Source organism: Okibacterium sp. AC114 (assembly GCF_979253355.1).
Window position 1 is genome coordinate 1,832,239 of the sequence record NZ_CEEDBR010000001.1, and the last position, 19,116, is coordinate 1,851,354.

General features: G+C 68.3%; 16 protein-coding genes. 3 read left to right on the top strand and 13 right to left on the bottom strand.

Translation table 11 applies throughout. The features are described from left to right. Positions 1-2: 2 nt before the first annotated feature. The 9 genes from ACZ6IE_RS08595 to ACZ6IE_RS08635 form a co-directional block, all read right to left on the bottom strand. Positions 3-1,277 (bottom strand): CaiB/BaiF CoA transferase family protein, encoded by a 1,275-nt coding sequence (locus tag ACZ6IE_RS08595; RefSeq protein WP_464607588.1) that lies wholly within the window; start codon positions 1,275-1,277, stop codon positions 3-5. Further along, positions 1,274-3,589, bottom strand: a complete 2,316-nt coding sequence (locus ACZ6IE_RS08600; RefSeq protein WP_464607589.1) for an SUMF1/EgtB/PvdO family nonheme iron enzyme — start codon at positions 3,587-3,589, stop codon at positions 1,274-1,276. Before ACZ6IE_RS08600 ends, ACZ6IE_RS08595 begins: the two co-directional genes overlap by 4 nt. Then, positions 3,579-4,625, bottom strand: coding sequence for a ribokinase (locus tag ACZ6IE_RS08605; RefSeq protein ID WP_464607590.1), 1,047 nt, complete (start codon positions 4,623-4,625; stop codon positions 3,579-3,581). The genes ACZ6IE_RS08600 and ACZ6IE_RS08605 overlap by 11 nt, the downstream gene beginning before the upstream one ends. A gap of 3 nt (positions 4,626-4,628) precedes the next feature. After that, positions 4,629-6,017, bottom strand: a complete 1,389-nt coding sequence (locus ACZ6IE_RS08610) for an ADP-ribosylglycohydrolase family protein (RefSeq protein WP_464607591.1) — start codon at positions 6,015-6,017, stop codon at positions 4,629-4,631. After that, the gene (locus ACZ6IE_RS08615) at positions 6,014-7,219 is read right to left on the bottom strand and encodes an ADP-ribosylglycohydrolase family protein (RefSeq protein WP_464607592.1); all 1,206 of its coding nucleotides are present in this window, start codon (positions 7,217-7,219) and stop codon (positions 6,014-6,016) included. The genes ACZ6IE_RS08610 and ACZ6IE_RS08615 overlap by 4 nt, the downstream gene beginning before the upstream one ends. A 133-nt stretch (positions 7,220-7,352) precedes the next feature. Next, positions 7,353-8,648, bottom strand: coding sequence for an ABC transporter substrate-binding protein (locus ACZ6IE_RS08620; protein WP_464607593.1), 1,296 nt, complete (start codon positions 8,646-8,648; stop codon positions 7,353-7,355). A gap of 81 nt (positions 8,649-8,729) precedes the next feature. Further along, positions 8,730-9,665, bottom strand: coding sequence for a carbohydrate ABC transporter permease (locus ACZ6IE_RS08625; protein ID WP_464607594.1), 936 nt, complete (start codon positions 9,663-9,665; stop codon positions 8,730-8,732). Beyond that, a complete protein-coding gene (locus ACZ6IE_RS08630; RefSeq protein WP_464607595.1) occupies positions 9,662-10,615 on the bottom strand; it encodes a carbohydrate ABC transporter permease in 954 nt (317 codons plus the stop codon). Before ACZ6IE_RS08630 ends, ACZ6IE_RS08625 begins: the two co-directional genes overlap by 4 nt. Next, on the bottom strand, positions 10,612-11,667 hold the full coding sequence (locus tag ACZ6IE_RS08635) for a LacI family DNA-binding transcriptional regulator (protein WP_464607596.1): 1,056 nt from the start codon (positions 11,665-11,667) through the stop codon (positions 10,612-10,614). The genes ACZ6IE_RS08630 and ACZ6IE_RS08635 overlap by 4 nt, the downstream gene beginning before the upstream one ends. Positions 11,668-12,072: 405 nt before the next feature. Between ACZ6IE_RS08635 and ACZ6IE_RS08640 the strand changes: the two genes are divergently transcribed. Next, positions 12,073-13,041: an acetylxylan esterase gene (locus ACZ6IE_RS08640; protein ID WP_464607597.1), complete on the top strand. Its 969-nt coding sequence runs from the start codon at positions 12,073-12,075 to the stop codon at positions 13,039-13,041. Between the two features lie 4 nt (positions 13,042-13,045). Here ACZ6IE_RS08640 and ACZ6IE_RS08645 read toward each other — a convergent pair whose 3' ends face one another. The 4 genes from ACZ6IE_RS08645 to ACZ6IE_RS08660 all read right to left on the bottom strand — a co-directional run bounded on the left by ACZ6IE_RS08645 (position 13,046) and on the right by ACZ6IE_RS08660 (position 17,587). Continuing rightward, positions 13,046-14,737, bottom strand: coding sequence for a DUF6923 family protein (locus tag ACZ6IE_RS08645; protein ID WP_464607598.1), 1,692 nt, complete (start codon positions 14,735-14,737; stop codon positions 13,046-13,048). Positions 14,738-14,840: 103 nt separating this feature from the next. Next, entirely contained in the window at positions 14,841-16,532 is a 1,692-nt protein-coding gene (locus tag ACZ6IE_RS08650; RefSeq protein WP_464607599.1) for an AMP-binding protein, read from the bottom strand. Between the two features lie 87 nt (positions 16,533-16,619). Next, positions 16,620-17,024 carry a MarR family winged helix-turn-helix transcriptional regulator gene (locus ACZ6IE_RS08655; protein ID WP_464607600.1) on the bottom strand — a complete coding sequence of 135 codons (405 nt, stop codon included), beginning with the start codon at positions 17,022-17,024 and terminating at the stop codon, positions 16,620-16,622. Between the two features lie 32 nt (positions 17,025-17,056). Beyond that, on the bottom strand, positions 17,057-17,587 hold the full coding sequence (locus ACZ6IE_RS08660; RefSeq protein WP_464607601.1) for a hypothetical protein: 531 nt from the start codon (positions 17,585-17,587) through the stop codon (positions 17,057-17,059). A 121-nt stretch (positions 17,588-17,708) separates the two neighbouring features. On the opposite strand from ACZ6IE_RS08660, the gene ACZ6IE_RS08665 reads away from it, so the two are divergent. Together ACZ6IE_RS08665 and ACZ6IE_RS08670 are read left to right on the top strand one after the other, a co-directional pair. Continuing rightward, positions 17,709-18,758, top strand: a complete 1,050-nt coding sequence (locus tag ACZ6IE_RS08665) for a M4 family metallopeptidase (RefSeq protein ID WP_464607602.1) — start codon at positions 17,709-17,711, stop codon at positions 18,756-18,758. Then, positions 18,751-19,113: a protealysin inhibitor emfourin gene (locus ACZ6IE_RS08670; RefSeq protein WP_464607603.1), complete on the top strand. Its 363-nt coding sequence runs from the start codon at positions 18,751-18,753 to the stop codon at positions 19,111-19,113. Before ACZ6IE_RS08665 ends, ACZ6IE_RS08670 begins: the two co-directional genes overlap by 8 nt. Positions 19,114-19,116: the final 3 nt, after the last annotated feature.

The window sequence follows — 19,116 nt, forward strand, 5'->3', positions numbered from 1 at the left end:
GTTCATACGATTCCTCGTTCCCGCAGGGCGGCCAGCTGCTCGGGCGTGACGCCCACCTCTTCCAGCACCGCCGCGGTATCGGCACCGTGGGCGCGTCCCGTGAAGCGAATCTCCCCGGGTGTCTCGGACAGCCGGAACAGCACGTTCTGCATCTTCACCGGCCCGAGGTCGTCGTCCTCGACCGTGCGGATGGTTCCGATGGCCTCGTATTGCGGATCGGCCATCACGCCGGCGACATCGAGCACCCGGGCGACGGCCGCGTTGGCCTGCTCGAAACTGGTGACGACGTCGTCCGTCGAGCGCTCGGCGATCCACGCCGAGACGGCGGCGTCGAGTTCGTCGGCGTGCTCGGCGCGGCTGTGGCCGGAGGCGAACCAGGGCTCGTCGACGACGTCGGGGCGTCCGACGAGAGTCATCACGCGTTCGGCGATGGACTGCGAACTCGTCGACACGGCCACCCAGTCGCCGTCGGCCGTGCGGTAGACGTTACGCGGAGCGTTGTTCACCGACCGGTTGCCCGTGCGCGGCTGCACGCGGCCGAGCTGGTCGTAGGCCGTGATCTGACCGCCCAACAACATGAGGATCGGTTCAATGATGGCCATGTCGATGGCCTGCCCGGTGCCCGTGGCCTCCGCCTGGCGCAACGCGACCATGATGGCGTAGGCCGTGGCGAGGGCCGCGATACCGTCGGCGAGACCGAAGGGAGGCAACGTCGGCGGGCCGTCGGGTTCACCCGTGAGGGCCGCGAAACCGCTCATCGCCTCGGCGAGAGACCCGAACCCGGGGCGACCCGCATACGGACCCACCTGGCCGAAAGCCGTCACGCGCGCGATCACCAGCCGCGGGTTGGCGGCCAGCAATCGTTCGGGGCCGAGGCCCCAGCGTTCGAGCGTTCCCGGCCGGAAGTTCTCGACCAGCACGTCCGCGTCGCGCACGAGCTGCAGCAAAATCTCGGCGCCCTCGGCCTGGCCGAGGTTCAGCGTGAGGGTGCGCTTGTTTCGCCCGAGCGTCTTCCACCACAGGTTGATGCCGTCCCGCGCGGGGCCGTGCCCGCGAGCGGCGTCGGGCTTCGACGGATGCTCCACCTTGATCACGTCGGCCCCGAAATCGCCGAGGAAAGTCGCCGCGAGCGGACCCGCGAACAGCGTCGAGATGTCGAGCACGCGCACGTCGGCGAGAGGTAGTTGGCGCGTCGATCCGGCATGCGAGTCGGCGCCGCCAGATGACGCAGTTGAGTTCGTCACCCCGGCCGCGCCTGTCGAATCGGTCTGCGTCATCGTGTTCCTCCCCCGTCTGCCGCGTCGGCCGTGTCCCACGCGAGGCGGAAGCCGATGTGCGGCGAACGGTCGATCCCGAGCCCCGTCGCGAGGAACTTCAGGCTGAAGGCGGGCTCGCGCTCGCCGCCATCGACATACCAATCCGAGCCGGGGGCCTCGTAATCCGAGCCGCCCTTCAGCATGCTGAATCGCGTGATGCCGTCGGTGTGTTCGCTCTCCGTCCAGTTCCACACGAGCGGGCGGATGCGGTCGAACCCCGGTTGCTCGGCCGCGACCTGCCACTCGAATTCGGTCGGCAGGCGCGCACCGGCCCAGGCCGCGTAGGCACGGGCGTCGTCGAGCGACACACCCGTCACGGCGGCATCCGGATGACTCGAGCCAACGAGCGATTCCGTCGACGCCGGCGCGGACTCCGTCCCCTGGCCTGAAGCCGAATCGGTGGGAGCAGCGTGCACCGCAGAGTCGCAGCCGATCAGGAACCGGTTCTTGGATGCCGGTGCGTAACCGGTCTCGGCGACGAAGCGCGTGAACTCGGCCACGGTCACCTCACGGGTTGCGACGGAAGCCGCTCCGAGTGTGACCTCGATCATCTCTTCGCGGTCGTCGTGCAACCGCGGCGCGAGTGGTTTCCACTCTTCGACGTAGGGCGCGCCCTGATAGGTGCCCGTCTCCCGGCGGCGATGGCGGAAGGGCAACTCGTAATCGCCGGCGGCGACGGGAACGACGCGGACCGCGGATCCCGCACCCGTGAACCGGGATCGTTCGGGCAGGGTGCGCAGAGCCGTGCGTGCCGGGAAGGCCGACCAGTCGGACAGGCGTTCGCGCGTTTCGGCCGCGCGGGCACGGTCGTCTGCGGCCTGGGTCAACAGCGCGGCGAGCTGGGTGCGGCCGGGCCCGGCCGGGGCGACGGCCCCTCCTGATCCGGGTGCTGATGCGGATGCGGACTCACTCGCAGACGCCGACACGGATGCCGAGGGGCCGACACCGGTCCCGGACGTGGAAGACGAGGCATCCGTTACGAGAAGGACGGCCGTGACACCTCGCGCCGGAACGGACACCTGGGGACCGTCGAGCTCGATACCCGCGCAGAGGTCGTAGGCGCGGGAGCCGTCGGACGGGAGCCCGCCCGCCAGCGCCGCAACGGCCTCGCCGCGATAGTCGGTGTCGCCGCGGTTCACGAGCGTGAAGATGGTGGTCGAGCCGAGACGGTAGGTGCTCGTGTAGACACCCGCCGCGATGGCCGCGTCGGTGCCGCCCGCGAGCGGCTGCCAGTGGCCCCGGCTGAAGACGTCCGTGAAAGCCCGCTGCACGCGCAGCATCGACCGCAGGGTGGCCTTGTCGCGTTCGTTCCAGCCCACCCAGACGCCGAAGACGGTGTCCCACACGAGCATGCCCGTGCCATTCATCCAGGCGGATTGCAGTTCGGCCGAGTGGTCGCGGTTCCAGCGCCTCGTCGAGTGCATCATGTGCCGCTGCTCGAACAGGTGCGCGCGCATGACGCCCGGGGCCTCGCTATCCGCGAACCACTGAGCCCAACTCAGCTGATGGTCGGCGATGCGTTCGTTCGGAACGCGCGACTCCCCCTCCAAAACCTGAGGCGGTCTGGCGGAACGCAGAGCCGTGACAAGCGAGTCGTCGGCCTGTTTGAGCGTGTCGAGGAACACGCCGTCGACCCCGAGCTCGCCCACGAGAGCCGCGAGTTCGGCCGGGTCGTCGCCGTCGGGTCGCCGTGTGCCGGTGTCCCACGGGTTGTAGTTGATGAAGACCCGGATGCCGCGCCGCTGGAATTCGGCCACGACCTCCGCCATGCCGGGCACCTCGCGGTAGAAGTCGAACTGGTTGCGCTCGTCGATGCCGATGACGGGATAGGCGTGCCACAGCACGACGCCGTCGAAGCCGCCGTGGTCGGCCGTGCGCTCGAGGAACGCCTCGACCGTGAAGCGCGCGGTGGCGCGATCGAAGAGACGCTCATCCCACAACCACACGAGCGCGACGCTGTAGCAGCTGCTCGTCCAGCGCTGGTCGGGGCGGTCATAGGCCTCACCCGTGTAGGCGAGGCGGGCGCGGGCATCGTCGCGCCAGGTGGCCAGTGCTTCGCGCCAGGCGGGCCAGTCGGCGGGGTCGCTCGGGGCGCTGAAGATCTTGGCGATGTCGCCCACGGCGGGGTCGAGAGCCTCGCGGCCGTCCCCCGGGAGCGGCAATTCGGTGGGCCGGTCGATCGGGCGAGGCACGAGCGGGTTCAGGCCGTTGGTGTGGGCTTCGTCGGGGTCGTGGGCGGGCGCATCGGGGCGCACGGTCGTGTCAGAGTGCATCGTCGATCTCCTGGCGATTCGGGATGGAGGGCACGGCACCGGATCGCTGCACCGAGAGCGCCGCGGCGGCCGTGGCAAAGAGGGCCCCACGTTCGAGGGCGTCGGCGTCGAAACGCGGGGACAGGGCCGCCCCCGTGTCGTCGGCCAGTGCGTCGGCGCGGGACCGCGAGTGCGCAGCGTCGGATGCCGCCGCCTCAGTCGGTGATACGCCGGTGTCGGTCCGGGTCGCGTCGAGGGCGGCGACGAACGCTCCGCAGAACGTGTCGCCCGCGCCGGTCGTGTCGATTGCGGTGACCCTGCGACCGGGCACGTGGGTTGTGCTGTCCATGCCACGCTGCGCCACGACGACCCCCGCTGCCCCGATCGTCACGACGACGACGGGAACCAGTTCGGTGAGGGCCACGGCGAGCTGTCGATGCGTCTGCAGCGCGTCAGCATCGTCGAGAGCCGCAACGTCGATGCCCGCAAAACCGGCTAGAGCCGCCGCCTCGTGTTCGTTGACGATCACGATGTCGAGCGCGTCGAGCACGGCCGACGGCAGGTCGAGAATGGGTGCCGCGTTCAGCACGACGGTGGTGCCGGCATCCCGAGCGATCTGGGCCGCGCGCTGCACGGTCTCGACCGGGGTCTCGAGCTGCATGAGCAACACATCGGCGTCTCGGATGGCACGTTCCTCACGTTCGTCGAGGTCGACGAGCAACGCGTTGGCGCCCGAGTTCACGACGATGCTGTTCTCGGCGCCGTCGTCGACCGTGATGAGCGCCGTGCCCGTCGGGGCATCGACCGTGCGAATGAGCGTGGTGACGCCATCCGCGCGCAGCTGGGCCGTGAGAGTTTCGGCGGCGGCGTCCGAACCGAGGGCGGCCACGAAGGTGACGGGGGCTCCAGCTCGCGCGACGGCGATGACCTGGTTGTTGCCCTTGCCGCCCGGGTGTTCGGCGAACCCCGTGGCGAGCACGGTCTCACCCGGGGCCGGGATCTTCTCGACGCGGTAGACGAGGTCGAGGTTGGCACTTCCGAGAACGGTGACGGTCATGGCTCAAGCCTCCCGCACGAGCGCCAGCGTCCGCGCGGCCAGCGAGTCGAAGGTCACGGAGTCGAATCCCGGAACACTCGTGGCGAGACGGTTGTGCAGCGGCTCGATCCAGGCGGCGGGCAGGCCACGGGCACCCGTCAGGGCACCAGCGACCGATCCGGCCGTGGCGCCCACAGAATCGGTGTCCCAGCCGCCCGAGACGGCCGTCGTGATGGTGCGCGCGTAATCGCCGTCGCCGCGCACGAGCGCGAACGCCAGCAGGGCCGAGTTGTTGACGGCGTGCACCCAGTGCAGGTCGCCGTAGTCGGCGTAGATGGCATCGAGCGCGTCGTCGAGAGACAGGTCGGACGCGCCCAATTCTGCTCCTCGCCGAATGGCGGCCGCGTAACGACTCCGGTCCGGCACGACACCGAGTCCCGCGTCGATGACCTCGTGCACGTTCGACGCGACGAGCGCCGCCGAGCAGCACGCCGCCGCGAACATCGCGCCGTAGACGCCATTGCGGGAGTGGCTGAGGCGCGCGTCGGCGTAGGCGAGCCGCGCGGCCTCGCGGGCATCGCCGGGCGAGACCCAGCCGTACACGTCGGTGCGGATCTGCGCCCCGATCCAATCCTGGAACGGGTTCGCGACGCGGCCGGCCTCATCGGGCTCGTAGCCGTCGAGAAGGTTGCGATAGACGATGCGCTCTGCCGTGAAGACGCGGCCGCCGGGCAGGTTGGCGAGCCAGGACTGCGCGACATCGTCGGTCGTGAATCCGCGGCCGAGGCGTTCGATCAGGTCGAGCGCGATAAGCGGGAAGTTGAGGTCGTCGTCCTCGGGCATACCGTCGATGTTCTCCACGAGGCTCGTGGGCCGGCTGCGACGGTTCCAGGGGTAACGCCGGGCGATCTCGTCGTCGAGGCCTCGCTCGGTGAAGTACCCCGTGATCGGCCAGTTGCCCGTCGCTTCGGCGATGGCACGGATGCCCTCGCGCGGGATCTTCTCCACGGGCTTGCCCAGCAGGCATCCGGCGGCCCGGCCGAGCCATGCGCCGTGCACGCGATCGGCGAGGTCGGAAGAGGCCGAGGCCGAGGCCCGAGTCGGGTCGGAAGCCGAAGCCGAAGCCGAAGCCGAAGCGATGATCTCGTCGAACCCGTCCGGCTCGTTCGCCGCGATCTCGGGCGACACCGTCCACGTATCGATCTCGGCCAACAGTTCGCGCCCCAGGGTCCTCAACTCGGCCGACGCGCGTTCCGGCGTCGCCCCGCTCACGGGCGCGATGTCGGACCCGCCCGCCGCGAGCCAGCGCACCCGCGCGGCAGCCAGTGTCGCGGCATCCACACCGTCGATCTGGGCGGCCCGCAGCGCGTGCGGCACGAGGTCTTCTGGCTGGGTCCAGCTCAGGCGGATCACGCGTGCTCACGCTCCCGCCGCGCCGGGTCGGCGGCAACCTCGGCGGTCAAAGCATCCACGGCGCTCTGCTGCGCGTCGAACCGCGCACGGTCCTGTGCCCAGATGTCACGGGCGATGCGTGCCATGCGCGGGCCGGTCGCCGTGATGTCGATGGCGCTCCCCGCCGACACACCCTCGATCCACTCGGTGGGCACGACGGATGCTCCGCCCAAGGCCCCCGCGATCGACCCCGCCATGACGGCGATCGAGTCGGAGTCGCGGCCGTAGTTGATCGATCCGAGCACACTGTCGCGATAGTCCCCACCGGCGAGCACGAGCATGCCGAGCGCGATGGGGAGCTCCTCGATCGACTTGGTGCGGCTGGGGATGCGGGCGTCGCGTGCCGGTGCCCGATAGTTCGGTCCCACGGTGTCGTAGGGTTCGACGGCGCGTCGCAGCAGGGCGAGCGAGGTGCGCCAGCCATCCGTGGCGAAGCCGCCCGCGTCGCCGAGCGCACCCGAGGCGGCGGTCACGACGGCGTCGATGGCATCCCACGTGCCGTCCTTGGCCAGGCGCAGAGCCGTCTCGATGACGTCGTCGACGGTGGCCCCTGGACGCATGGCCTCGGCCACACAGGCGGCATAGACGCCCGCGGCCTCGCGACCGTAGCTCGACTGGTGGGCGCCCGCGACGTCGATGGCCTCGGCGTAGGCACCGTCGGGCGACCCGGCGTTGGCGATGCCGATGGGCGCCGCATACATGGTGGCACCGCAGTTGACGATGTTGCCGACGCCGGCCTCGCGCGGGTCGATGTGGCCGTAGTGGATGCGCGCGACGAGCCACTTCTCGGCCAGGAAGATGCGCTGCAGCAGAATGTTCTCGGCCTCGAGCTCGGGAATCCAGCGCTTCTCGCCGATCAGGAGCGGCACCAGGTGGTCGGCCACCGAGTAGGCGTCGAGGTGGGTGCGCACGGTGTCGTAGACGTCGACGAGCGCCGTGGTCATGAGGGTGTCGTCCGTGATGTGGCCGTCGCCCTTGTGATAGGGCGCGATGGGCCTGGCGTTCTTCCAGTCGGCGAGGAAGGGCGGAACGATCCCCTCGATGAACCCGTCGTAACGCTCCTGGATGGCCTCGGGCGTGTTGCCCTCCGCCGCTCCCCCGAGCGCGTCTCCGACGGCTGCGCCCGCTAAGGCTCCGGTTGCTTTGTCCTCGAGCAGATCCATCTGCGTCGTCTCCTTGTTCGTGCGTTGAGTGTGTGGGGCCTGCCGGGCGGGCGGCTGGCCAGTGCGCGGCGGGCCGGTGGGCGGCGGGGCGGATGCGTGGGCTGCAGGCATCCGCCCCACCGACCGTGTGCGGCTAACCGCCGATCGACGACCAGCCGTCGGTGAGCTGCTTCTTCAGCTCGTCGAGCGAGATCGAGTTGGAGAAGTACTGCTGCAGACCGGGGGTCGCGAACTGGTCCTTCCACTGCGGGTAGTTCGTGGCCTTCTGGAACGGGGCGCCCTTCAGGTCTTCACCCGTGGCGAGCAGTTCCTTCCAGCCGGTCTGGTCGGCCGTCTGCTCGGCCACCTTGTCGCGCGCGTCGGAGGACGACGGGATGAGCCAGTCGCCCTGGGCGAGCGCGGCCTGGTTGTCGGCGTTCATGAAGTAGTTGATGAACTCGGCGGCCTGTTCGGGGTGCTTCGACTCCGCGGCGACCGACATGGTCTGCGGGTTGGCGGCCTGCACGGGTCCGTCGCTTCCGGCGAGGGGCGGCAGGACCGTCCAGTCGAAGCCCTCGGGCGCCGTCTCGGTGATCTGCTGGGCGAGGAAGTTGCCGCCCACGTACATGGCGTATTTGCCGCCGAGGAAGCCGGGCAGCACATCCGAACCCGACTGCGTGAGGGTCACGGGGTCGAGCGAGGCGTCGTCATAGGCCATGGCGTGGATCTTCTCGGGCACGGCGAGTTCGTCGTCGCCCACCTCGATCTTCGCCGAGCCGTCGTCGGCCACGTCGAAGAAGGTGCCGTCGTAGCCGAGCGCGGTGTTCATGATGGCGGCCGTCGGCTGCTTGAGGCCCCAGCCGACGCCGAATTTCCCGTCGGCCGTCAGCTCTTTCGAGACCTTCTGCAGGTCGTCCCACGTGAGCTCGTCGCCCGCGGGAACCTCGACCCCGGCATCCGCGAACGCCTGTTTGTTGGCGTAGACGACGTAGGTCTGCAGCAGGGTGGGCGCGGCGACGATCTTGCCGTCGGCCGTGGTCACGGTGCTCCACACGTCATCCGAGACCGATTTCTTCACGTCGTCGCTCAGGTAGGACGACAGGTCGGCCAGGTAACCCTGGTTGGCGAAACCGAGGATGTCGGAGGATTCGTCGTGGATGATGTCGGGTGCCGTTCCGCCCTGGAACTGCGTCACCAGCTGGTCGTGCACGTTGTCCCACGAACCCTGCGTGAGCTTCACCTGGATGTCGGGGTTGTCGGCGTTCCAGTCGTCGACGATCTTCTTCGTCGCGGCGACCGTGGAGTCCTGGTAGGCGAGGCTCTGGAAGGTCAACGTGACGGGACCTTCCGATTCGCCGCCGCCTGTGCTGCCGCCGCCGGAGAAGGCGCAGCCGCCCAGCAGGCCGGCCAGCGCAAGGGCGCCGACGCCGAGCAAGGCTTGTTTTCTCATGGTGTTACTCCTTTGTCGTGGTTTCACTGCGTTGTGACACGGGTGTGGTGCGGGGTGAAGTTGGAGTGCGGGGTGAAGCGTTTAGCCCTTGACGGCGCCCGACAGCAGGCCCGAGGTGAGCCGGCGCTGAATGAGGGCGAAGAACACGAGGCTCGGGATGGTGGCGAGCAACGATGCCGCGGCGAGCTGGCCCAGCTGCACCTGGCCCTCGGCTCCGACGAATCGGGCGAGCGTGAGGGGAAGGGTCTGCAGGGCAGGGTCTTGGATGAGCACGAGGGCGAAGAAGAACTCGTTCCAGGACGAGATGAAGGTGAAGAGGCTCGTGGCCACGAGACCGGGGGCGAGCAGCGGCAAGACGATCGACACGAGCACACGGATGCGTGAGCCACCATCCATCGCGCCGGCCTCTTCGAGTTCGACCGGGATGCCCGCGACGTAGCCCTGCAGCATCCACAGCGCGAACGGCAGCGACCACACCGAGTAGACGAGGATCAGCCCCAGCAGGTTGTTGATCAGCCCGATCTGCTTCAGCACGAGGAACAGCGGGATGATGATCAGGATGAACGGGAACACCTGGCTGAGCAGGATCCACCCCGTGGCGATCGAGCGCAGCTTGGTGCGGAACCGGGCGAGCGCATAGGCGGCCGGCAGCGAGATGAGCGTGACGATGACGGTCGTCGCGACGGCCACGATCAGGCTGTTGCCCGCCGCCTGCACGAGGTTCGCCTTGGCGATGGCCTGGATGAAGTTGTCGAAGTTGAGGCTCGTCGGCAGGAATGTCGGGTTGGGCGACTGCAGCTCGGCGGGCGTCTTGAACGCCGTGGTGAGCAGGAACAGCAGCGGAAATCCGAGGAAGACGATGTATCCGGCCAGCGCTACATATTGCAGCGGCCGGGTGACGCGGCGCTGGATCGGGCTCTGCGGGATGCCGGAGTCCTGGCTCTTGCGCCGGCGCGGCGTCTCGGGTGGCACCGTCTCCTGGCGGGCGGGCGTCGGGGTGACCGTGGCGTTGCTCATGACTGACGGCTCCTTGCCTGGCTGCGGAGATAGAGGAACAGGAACGCGGCGATGACGATGACCATCACGTTGCCCATGGCGGCGGCGTAGCCGAAGTTGCCGTAGCGGAACGCCTCGTTGTAGGCGAAGAGCATGGGCAGCATCGTCTGACCGCCCGGCCCGCCGGCCGTCAGCACGTAGACGAGGGCGAAGGAGTTGAAGTTCCAGATCAGGTCGAGCGTCGTGATGGCGACGATGATGGGTCGCAGCGCCGGCAGGGTGACGTGCCAGAAGCGTTGCCATGTGCTCGCGCCGTCGATGGCGGCGGCTTCATGCAGCTCGCTCGGCACGTTTTGCAGGCCCGCGAGCAGCGTGATGGTGGTCTGCGGCATACCGGCCCAGACGCCCACCACGATGACGGCGGGCAGGGCGGTCGAGAAGTCGCCGAGCCAGTTGGTGTCGCCGGGGAGGCCGAGCGCGCGCATCCCGCCGTTGATGGGGCCGTAGGTGGGGTTCAGCATGAGGCGCCACATGATGGCGATGATCACGGGCGGCATGGCCCATGGCACGAGCGCGAGCGTGCGGGCGAGCCAGCGCATCTTCAGGTTGAGGTTGAGCAGCAGCGCCAGCCCGAGGGAGGCGAAGAACTGCAGGATCGTCACACCGAAGGCCCAGATCAGGCCGATGCGGAACGAGTTCCAGAACAGCTCGTTGGTAGCCAGCCGGGTGTAGTTGTCGACGCCGTTGAACGACACGACCTGTCCCAGTCCGGCCTTTGCGTCGGTGAAACCGAGCAGGATTCCCTGGACGAGCGGGTACACGCTGAACAGCACGACCGGGATCAGTGCCGGCAGCACGAGCAGCCAGGCGTCGCGGCGGGATCCGTTCACCGGAGAGCCACCGGAGGACCGGCGACGTTTCTGGGGAGCGGAAGCCTCGGCGACAGTGGCGGGGCTTACCGTTGAGGTCATAGCAAGGGTTCCCTCTTCTGGTTTCGGGTGGTTTCGGGGGTCGCGGGCGCGGATGTCGATTCCCTGATGGTGAGCGTGGGCTGGATCACTTCGCGGCGCACAGGCGCGTCGGGGTCGGCCAGTCGACGCAACAGCAACTTGGCGGCCGTCTTGGCGCGCTTCACCGAGCCGAGGTTCACGCTCGTGATCGACGGGTTGGCGAGCTCGGCCAGGTCGGTGTCGTCCATGCCCACGAGGGCGATGTCTTCGGGAACCCGCAGGCCCCGCGCCGTGATGACCTTGATGGCCGCGATGGCCAGCAGGTCGTTGGCGCACACGATGGCGTCGGGCGTCGAGCGGTCGAGCAGTTTGGTGACGGCCTTGAGGCCCGCCTTGTAGGTGAAGTCGCGCGCGTTGACCTGAGCGTCGGCGTTGTGCGAGAGGCCCTGCTCGTCGAGTGCGCGGAGGTAGCCGCCGAGTCGGGCAGCGCCCGGAACGGTGTCGACGGGGCCGTTGACGAAGGCGATGCGCTGCCGGCCCTGTTCGACGAGGTGCTCGACCGCCAGGCCGACGCCCCGCACCGAGTCGGCGCGCACGTTGTCGATCTCGACGTCGCCCGGCAGCGAACCGATGACGACGATGGGTAGGCGGCTGGCCTGGATGCGGGCGACCAACTCGTCGGTGACCTTCAGCGGGCTCATGACGAGGCCGTCGGCGAAACCGCGGTTCAGGTTCGTGAGCAGGTCGATCTGGTCGCCCGGCTCGCTGCCCGTCGAGGACAGGATGAGGCGGTAGCCGGCCTTCGTGACGACGCGCGAGATCTCGTGCATCATCGCGACGTAGACGGGGTTACCGGCATCCGCGACCGCGAGGGCGATCTGCTGCGTCTTGCCGGCCTTGAGCGACCGCGCGGTGGCGTCGGGCACGTAGCCGAGCTCGTCGGCGGCCTTCTGCACGCGCTCGACGATGGAGTCGGAGGCGGGCAGCCCGTTCATGACGCGGCTGACCGAGGCGATCGAGACGCCCGCGCGCTCGGCGACGAGCACGAGCGTGGACTTCTTCGTCGCGGACATGGCATCCCTTTGCGTCATTGGAGGGTTTCGCGGAGCTTGTAAACGTTTACGAGAACGTTTACAGCGACTATACGAGGGGATGGCTGGGAGCGCAAGCGTTTCCGTCGGGCGCTCGAAAAACAGCCCGACTCACCCGCGGGATTGGCCGCGGCGACATCTGCGCGGCAGCGGCTGGTGCACGGTCGTCAGGCGCGGGCTCGCCCAGCGTGCGACGGGAACATCGTCGTAGCGGACGACCGAGTGTCGCGCGCGAAAAACGCCGCAGCTGACGACTGACGATGGACGATCGACGATCGACGATCGACATTCTCGCGCGCGGTGGGATACGGGGTGATCCGCGTGGCGCGCCCCGGACCGGCTGGCTCGGCCCGCAATACTGATGGCAATCACGACCCGAGGAGTGGCATGTTTACCGATCTGTCCGAAGCCGAACTGACGTCCTATCGCACCGACCAGACGCTTCCCGACGATTTCTCCGAATTCTGGCAGAACACCCTGTCCGAAGCGCGCTCACTGGCCGGCGCGGTGACGGTGACTCCCGTCGAGACGCCCCTGTCGACCGTCGACGTCTATGACGTCACGTTCCCGGGTTTCGGCGGCGACCCGATCCGTGCCTGGTTACGTGTTCCGGCCGGCGCCTCTGGCCCGTTGCCGACGGTCGTCGAGTACGTCGGTTACGGTGGGGGCCGCGGCCGGCCGTGGGCCGACCTGTTCTGGTCCTCCGCCGGCTTCGCTCATTTCCTCATGGACACGCGCGGGCAAGGCGGCAACTGGTCGGTGGGCGACACGCCCGATACGGCCGGCAGCGGCGGGCCGCAGTTCGCCGGGGTCATGACGCGCGGCATCCTGAGTCGTGAGGATTACTACTACCGGCGCCTCATCACGGATGCCGTTTTGGCAATCGATGCGGCGGCCGGCCTCTCGCTCGTCGACGAGACCCGCATCGCGGTTCGCGGCAACAGCCAGGGCGGCGCACTCTCGGTGGCCGCGTCGGCCTTGTCGCCACACGTGCGCGCCTCGGCCGCCGTGGTGCCGTTCCTCTCCGATTTCCCGCGTGCCACCGTCATCACGAATGCCCTCCCTTTCCGGGAGATCGGCGAGTTCTTGAAGGTGCACCGTGAGAAGGCGGCCGTCGTGCACGAGACGTTGCGCTATTTCGACACGGTCAACTTCGCCCGCAACTCGTCGGTGCCCACCTACTACGCGGCGGCCTTGATGGATGCGGTCACTCCCCCGTCCACCGTCTACGCCGCGTTCCATGAGCACCGCGGTCCCGCCTCGATGACCGTCTGGCCTTATAACGGGCACGAGGCGGGGGACGTGGACGAGCTCCCGTTGCTCGTCGAGTTCTTCACCCGGGAGCTCGACCTCTGACCCGCTAGTCCTGCTGACGACGCCGGATGCGGCGCACCAACACGATCGTCAGACCCAGCACGACGAGCGCCCCCGCACCGATCGCAAGCGGCACCAACCCGTCGGCGCCCGTGCGGGGAAGTTGGGGTGCAGGGGCCGGTGACGGCGTCGGGTCAGGCGCCGGCGGAACGACGACGGGTGCGACCTGGGTTGGTTTCGGCGTCGGGGTCTGCGTGGGAGTCGGAGCCGGGGTAGGGGTCGGCGTAGCCGTCGGCGTCGGGGTGGGCGTCGGTGACGGCGTCGGTGTCGGTGTAGGAGTCGGCGTAGGCGTCGGAGTCGGAGTCGGAGTCGGCGTGGGCGTGGGCGTCGGAGTCGGCGTAGGCGTAGGCGTAGGCGTAGGCGTAGGCGTAGGCGTGGGCGTCGGAGTAGGCGTCGGCGTAGGCACGACCGCGGCACAGGTTTCGCTCGTCGACGAGTTGTTCGACGGCACAGGGTCTCGTTCGTTGCCGTCGACCCGCGCGGAGTTCTCGACGCACCCCGTCGCCGTAGATGCGCTGGCAGCCGTCACGACGATGACCGCTTTCGCGCCGGGTTCGAGGGCGGCGCCGGAGCATGTCACCGTGGCACCGGACACGGCGCATCCGGTCGTTGCAGTGGTGACGTCCGTCAGAGCCTCGGGCACGGCGTCGGTGACCGTGTAGCCGCTCGCTCGCGTGGTGCCAGCGTTTGTGACGGTCAGTCGGTATTCGATGCGCCCGCCCGGCGTGTAGGTGGCGGCCGTCGTCTTCGCGATCTGGAGGTCGATCGGGGCGCCGGGGATGGCGGTTCCGTCGTTGCGGTCCGAGGCGGGTCCTGCCACTTTACTCGTGACGGTGATCTTGGGCGCGCTGCTGTCGGCCTCGGCGACGGCCACCTGCACGACCGTTCCGGTCTTGTTGTTCGAGAATCCGAGGTTGCCGTTCCCGTAGGTCCAGGCAGCCCCGTGGAAGCCGGCGTCATCGACGGTGGAGAACTTCGTGACTGCTCCGGTAGAGGGCGTTATCCTGACGATCGCTCCGGTCGAGTTGATGCCCCACAGGTGTGATCCGGCGAACGTGAAGTCCGAGACGTCTGGGTCGGAGGCGAGGTCGACGATGCGGATTCTCGCCCCGGTCGTCAGGTCGAGAACGTGCAGACGGTCTGCTCGCCCACCCTCGATGTAGTAGTTCCCGTCTGGTCCGATCGCGCCGCGCAGCGCGTTGGCGTGCACGGCGGTTCCGACCCGGGTGACGGTTCCGCCAGAGGCGATTCGGACGACGCTTCCTGCGGGGATGCCTGAGCTCTGCTGCGTCGCGATCCCGTAAATGTAGTTGTCGCCCGGGTTGAAGGCGATCGCGTTGTAGGTGTGCGGGCTGGCGCCGCCTTCTGGCACGAAACGCAGGGTCGCGCTCTCGCCGTCCGATTGGGCGCGCAACAGCTGCGTCGGCTGTTCTTGGGAGATGAAGATGGCGGCCGTGTCCGGGCTGAATGGATCCCCGTCGGCGGCGTGCGCCGCTTGGCGCGGGACAGCGGCGCCCGCGAGGATCGCTCCCGCCGCGATCACACCGATAACGCCGACCCCCGCTGCACGCCTGCTCCAGCGAGAGGTCCGTCGCTGCGGCGGCGCGGCGGCTTCGGTGTCTTTTTCTCCGGCGCCGATACCCGCTGATGCTCCGGACGCGATGGGCGTACTGATCATGACGTACTCCTTTCGGCGCACGCCATGACCTATGGCCGGTCGCCGTCAGAAATATATCAGTATCTGTGAATGCGCGGAAGGCCAGCCGTCATCGACCCCTCTCCTAACGCCACTCGTCGGCAAGACGAATTCCGTCGCGCGCCGCAGCCACCTCCCGGTCTCGCAGCTCGACGCGCCGGATCTTGCCCGAAGCCGTCTTCGGCAACTCGAAGAATTCGAGCCGTCGGACGCGCATATAGGGCGGCATGGTCTCGGTGGCATGCTGAAGAATCTGCCTGGCCGTCTCCGCGTCGGGCGCCCAGCCCTCGGCGAGCGCGACGTAGGCCTTGGTGACATTGAGCCTGATGTCATCGGGTGCCCCGACGACGGCCGCCTCGGCGACGGCTTCGTGTTCCAGCAGGATGCTCTCGACCTCGAATGGCGACACCTTGTAGTCGGATGACTTGAAGATGTCGTCGGTGCGGCCGATGAAGGTGATGTAGCCCTGCGCATCGCGCGATGCGACGTCGCCCGTGTGGAAGTAGCCGTCGGCCATGGCCGTCGCGGTTTTCACGTCGTCGCCCAGATAGCCGGACATCAGGTTCACCGGCGCCGCGCTGAGGTCGACGCAGATCTCACCCTCGTCACCGGCCTCACCCGTGAGTGGGTCGATGAGGGCGATCGCCACCCCGGGAAGCGGCGTACCCATCGAACCCGGCACGAGGGCGGCGCCCGGGGTGTTGGCGATGATCGCGGTCGTCTCGGTCTGCCCATAGCCATCGCGGATCACGAGTCCCCACCACGAGCGGATGCGACTGATGACTTCGGGGTTGAGCGGCTCCCCCGCCGACATGATCTCGCGCAGGGCACCGGGGCGCCGCGTGATGTCGTTCTGAATCAGCATGCGCCACACTGTGGGGGGCGCACAGAAGGTGGTCACGTGGGCTCGATCGAGCTGAGCGACCAAGGCTTGGGCGTCGAACCGCTTGTAGTTGTAGACGAAGACGGTGGCTTCGGCGATCCATGGCGCGAAGAAGCAACTCCACGCGTGTTTGCCCCATCCGGGCGACGAGATGGCGAGGTGCACGTCGCCGGGCTGAATGCCCAGCCAGGACAACGTGCTGAGGTGGCCCACCGGGTACGACGAATGCGTGTGCACGACCATCTTCGGCTTGCTCGTCGTGCCCGAGGTGAAGTAGATCAGCGCAGGATCATGGGACGACACCTGCACGCCGGGCATCTCGTCGGAGGCGCCGTCACTGTCGCGATAGGCGGCCCATCCTTCGACGACGTCGCCGATGGCGATCTTGCCGACGGCGGTGCCCCCTTCCCCTGAACGGACGTTCTCGAACAGCGGCGCGTCTGTAGCGTTGGCGATGACGTGTGCAACACGGGCTCGCTCGATGCGGTCCGCCAATTCGTCGGCCCCGAGCACCGTCGACGTCGGCAGGATGACGGCGCCGAGTTTCATGATGGCGAGCATCGTCTCCCACAGCTCGACCTGGTTGCCGAGCATGAGCATGACGTGGTCACCCGGGCGGACGCCGCGCTCCCGCATCCAGTTCGCTACCTGGTTGGAGCGCCGGGACATCTCACGGAAGGTCACTTGGGTCTCGCGGCCGTCTTCTTCGACGATCCAGAGAGCAACACTGTCGTTGCCCAGGGCTATCGCGTCGAACCAGTCGACGGCCCAGTTGAAGTGGGGCCCGACATCGGGCCAACGGAAGCGTTCACGGGCGGCGGCGGCGTCTTCGCGCTCGTCGAGAAGGATGTCGCGGGCGGCGAGGAACGACGCCGTGGCGGGTGTGGGACTCATCTCACTATTCTGCGGCCGGAGCGATACAGTCCGCGGAATATTCGTGCATCTGTGCAGGAAAACGCGTGCGCCGCCTTGTGGAGAACGTCAGGCCGTCGGCACCGGGCTTAGAGAATGGAGGGCATCGACGAGAGGCGAGAGCTCTGGAGTATCGGTTGCTTCGGCGAGCGCCTGCTCGAGAACCCGGTCGTGCACCGGTCGCGCACGGTCGTGGATCTTGTGCCCCGCCGCGGTCAACTCGGTGTAGACGCCGCGGCGATCGTCGAGGCACAGGACACGCGTGAGCAGCCCTCGGTCTTCGAGACGGTTCACGAGACGCGTGGTGGCACTGCTGCTGAGGGCCGCAGCCCGCCCCAATTGCTGCATGCGCATGTGCCATCCGTCTTGACGGCTGAGAGCATCGAGCACGGTATATTCGACGACGGAGAGGTCGGCCTCGGCGCTGAGGGCCGCCCGGTTGTCCGCCCCGACCGAGCGGATGTCTGAGCGCACGTCACCCGAGCCCGCACCCCTCCCCTGAGCGCTCAGTTCGCGAGCGAGTGCGAGCGAATCGGTCCGAGTTGACCGAGAGGCGCATAGAAGCCCGTCCACCCGTAGTCGAACAGCACTCCCTGAAGGCCGACCTTGCTATAGCCATCGGCCGACTCGACCATCCCCTCCGACGGAACGGCGAGCACGTGAGCGGCCTCTTCGTCGGTGAGGCCCAGCGTGATGGCCGATTGGCGGGCGCGCTCGGGTGACGTGAACGCCAAGAGCATGGGCTGCTCGTCGACGACCACGGCGAGGGGCTGAACCTCGGCCAGAGCATCCATATCGCCGCGCGGGATGAAGAACCAGCGTTCGAGCGAGAAGACCGCCTTCCACAGTGCCGTCTGGGTGGCGATGTCGTCGACACCGGCGTCACGTGCGGCGCGGGCGAGTTCGTCGATCTGCTCGCTGTTCCGGCGCTCGGCCTCGGGGTCACCCTGCTGCAGGAGAGGCAGGTCTGAGTCGTGCGGGGCCGCCGCGTTCTCGTCGTCACGCGGGGTAAGGGGGGCGTTGTTCGGGTCTGTCATCCCTCAACGCTAGCGGGCCTTCGACGCCGATGACAGCCCCGAAGAGTTCTCCACAGGCGGCGATCTGCGATCCTCTCCACAGGCGCTCGACGGCGTCGGTGGGGCCGCGTATGGTCACCCCATGACTTACTCAATCGTTCCGCCCTACCTCCTCACCCGCCTCGCCGAAACCGACGACGATCGGGTGTCACGCGCCTCCGCCGCGGCCCGCCGTTCCCTGCTCGTCGACCCGCCTCTGCGCCGAGAACGCGCCGCTCAGGCGGCTGCCCACCCCACCGCTGCGGCCTCCCGCGAGGTCGACAGCCGTGTGAACAGAACAATCTCAGATGCCCAGGGCCGCGAGACCCTTCCGGGCGTGACCGTGCGACGAGAAACGGATGCCGCCACGGGCGACATCGCGGTCACCGAGGCGTTCGACGGGCTCGGCGCCACCCACGCACTCTTCCTCGAGGTTTTCGGGCGCAACTCCATCGACGATCGCGGGCTGCCGCTGCTGGCGACCGTCCACTACGGCGAGGAGTACGACAATGCGTTCTGGGAAGGCAGTCGCATGGTGTTCGGCGACGGCGACGGCGAGGTGTTCAACCGCTTCACCGCGTCGCTCTCGGTCATCGGCCACGAGTTGGCGCACGGGGTCACCCAATACACGTCGGCGCTCGAATACCAAGGCCAGTCCGGTGCGCTCAACGAGAGCATCTCAGACGTGTTCGGGGCCCTCGTCGAGCAGTACGACCGCGGCCTGGCGGCCGGGGAGGCGAGCTGGCTGATCGGCGAAGGCCTCTTCACCCCTTCGGTACAAGGGCGAGCCCTGCGCAGCATGCTCGAGCCCGGCACAGCCTACGACGACGACGTGCTCGGGCGGGATCCGCAGCCGGCGCACATGACGGACTACATCGATACCGAAGACGACAACGGGGGCGTGCACCTGAACTCCGGCATCCCCAACCGCGCCTTTGCGCTCGCCGCGACGACGCTCGGCGGGCCGGCTTGGAACGGCGTGGGACTCGTGTGGTACGACGCCATCCAGGGCGAGATCAGCCCGACGGCGTCCTTCGCCGAATTCGCCCGGCTGACGATCGCCTCTGCCGAGGCACGTTTCGGCGGCGGCTCCCCCGAACACCTCGCGGTCGAGGACGCCTGGCAGACTGTGGGGGTGATGACTCATGAGTGACATCGAGCCGGCGAGCACGCTGCGCATCACCGTGACGCGCTCGGGAGGGGTCGCCGGTCTCAGCCCCCGATGGACCGTCGAGGCCGAGGCCGAGCCCGACGTCGCCGAGTGGCTCGCTCTCGTCGATTCGTGCCCGTGGGATGACGAGGACGCCGACGCAGAAACCGCCGCCGACCGGTTCGTCTATACCATTCGCGTGCTGATGCAACCAGCCGAAGCCGGCGCAGATCAGCCGCGTGCCGACGAGGCAACGCCGACCGCACCAGAAGAGCGAGGCGCCCGCATCCCCGAGAAGAAGCTCGACGGTCCGTGGCGGGAACTCGTCGATCGGGTGAAAGACACGTCGAAACGCTGAGCG

Coding starts and splice junctions, on each gene's coding strand:
- ACZ6IE_RS08595 (WP_464607588.1), bottom strand. CDS start 1,277: ATGACGCAGACCGATTCGACAGGCGCGGCCGGGGTGACGAACTCAACT.
- ACZ6IE_RS08640 (WP_464607597.1), top strand. CDS start 12,073: ATGTTTACCGATCTGTCCGAAGCCGAACTGACGTCCTATCGCACCGAC.
- ACZ6IE_RS08670 (WP_464607603.1), top strand. CDS start 18,751: ATGAGTGACATCGAGCCGGCGAGCACGCTGCGCATCACCGTGACGCGC.
- ACZ6IE_RS08625 (WP_464607594.1), bottom strand. CDS start 9,665: ATGAGCAACGCCACGGTCACCCCGACGCCCGCCCGCCAGGAGACGGTG.
- ACZ6IE_RS08615 (WP_464607592.1), bottom strand. CDS start 7,219: ATGGATCTGCTCGAGGACAAAGCAACCGGAGCCTTAGCGGGCGCAGCC.
- ACZ6IE_RS08630 (WP_464607595.1), bottom strand. CDS start 10,615: ATGACCTCAACGGTAAGCCCCGCCACTGTCGCCGAGGCTTCCGCTCCC.
- ACZ6IE_RS08605 (WP_464607590.1), bottom strand. CDS start 4,625: ATGACCGTCACCGTTCTCGGAAGTGCCAACCTCGACCTCGTCTACCGC.
- ACZ6IE_RS08650 (WP_464607599.1), bottom strand. CDS start 16,532: ATGAGTCCCACACCCGCCACGGCGTCGTTCCTCGCCGCCCGCGACATC.
- ACZ6IE_RS08635 (WP_464607596.1), bottom strand. CDS start 11,667: ATGTCCGCGACGAAGAAGTCCACGCTCGTGCTCGTCGCCGAGCGCGCG.
- ACZ6IE_RS08660 (WP_464607601.1), bottom strand. CDS start 17,587: ATGACAGACCCGAACAACGCCCCCCTTACCCCGCGTGACGACGAGAAC.
- ACZ6IE_RS08665 (WP_464607602.1), top strand. CDS start 17,709: ATGACTTACTCAATCGTTCCGCCCTACCTCCTCACCCGCCTCGCCGAA.
- ACZ6IE_RS08620 (WP_464607593.1), bottom strand. CDS start 8,648: ATGAGAAAACAAGCCTTGCTCGGCGTCGGCGCCCTTGCGCTGGCCGGC.
- ACZ6IE_RS08600 (WP_464607589.1), bottom strand. CDS start 3,589: ATGCACTCTGACACGACCGTGCGCCCCGATGCGCCCGCCCACGACCCC.
- ACZ6IE_RS08645 (WP_464607598.1), bottom strand. CDS start 14,737: ATGATCAGTACGCCCATCGCGTCCGGAGCATCAGCGGGTATCGGCGCC.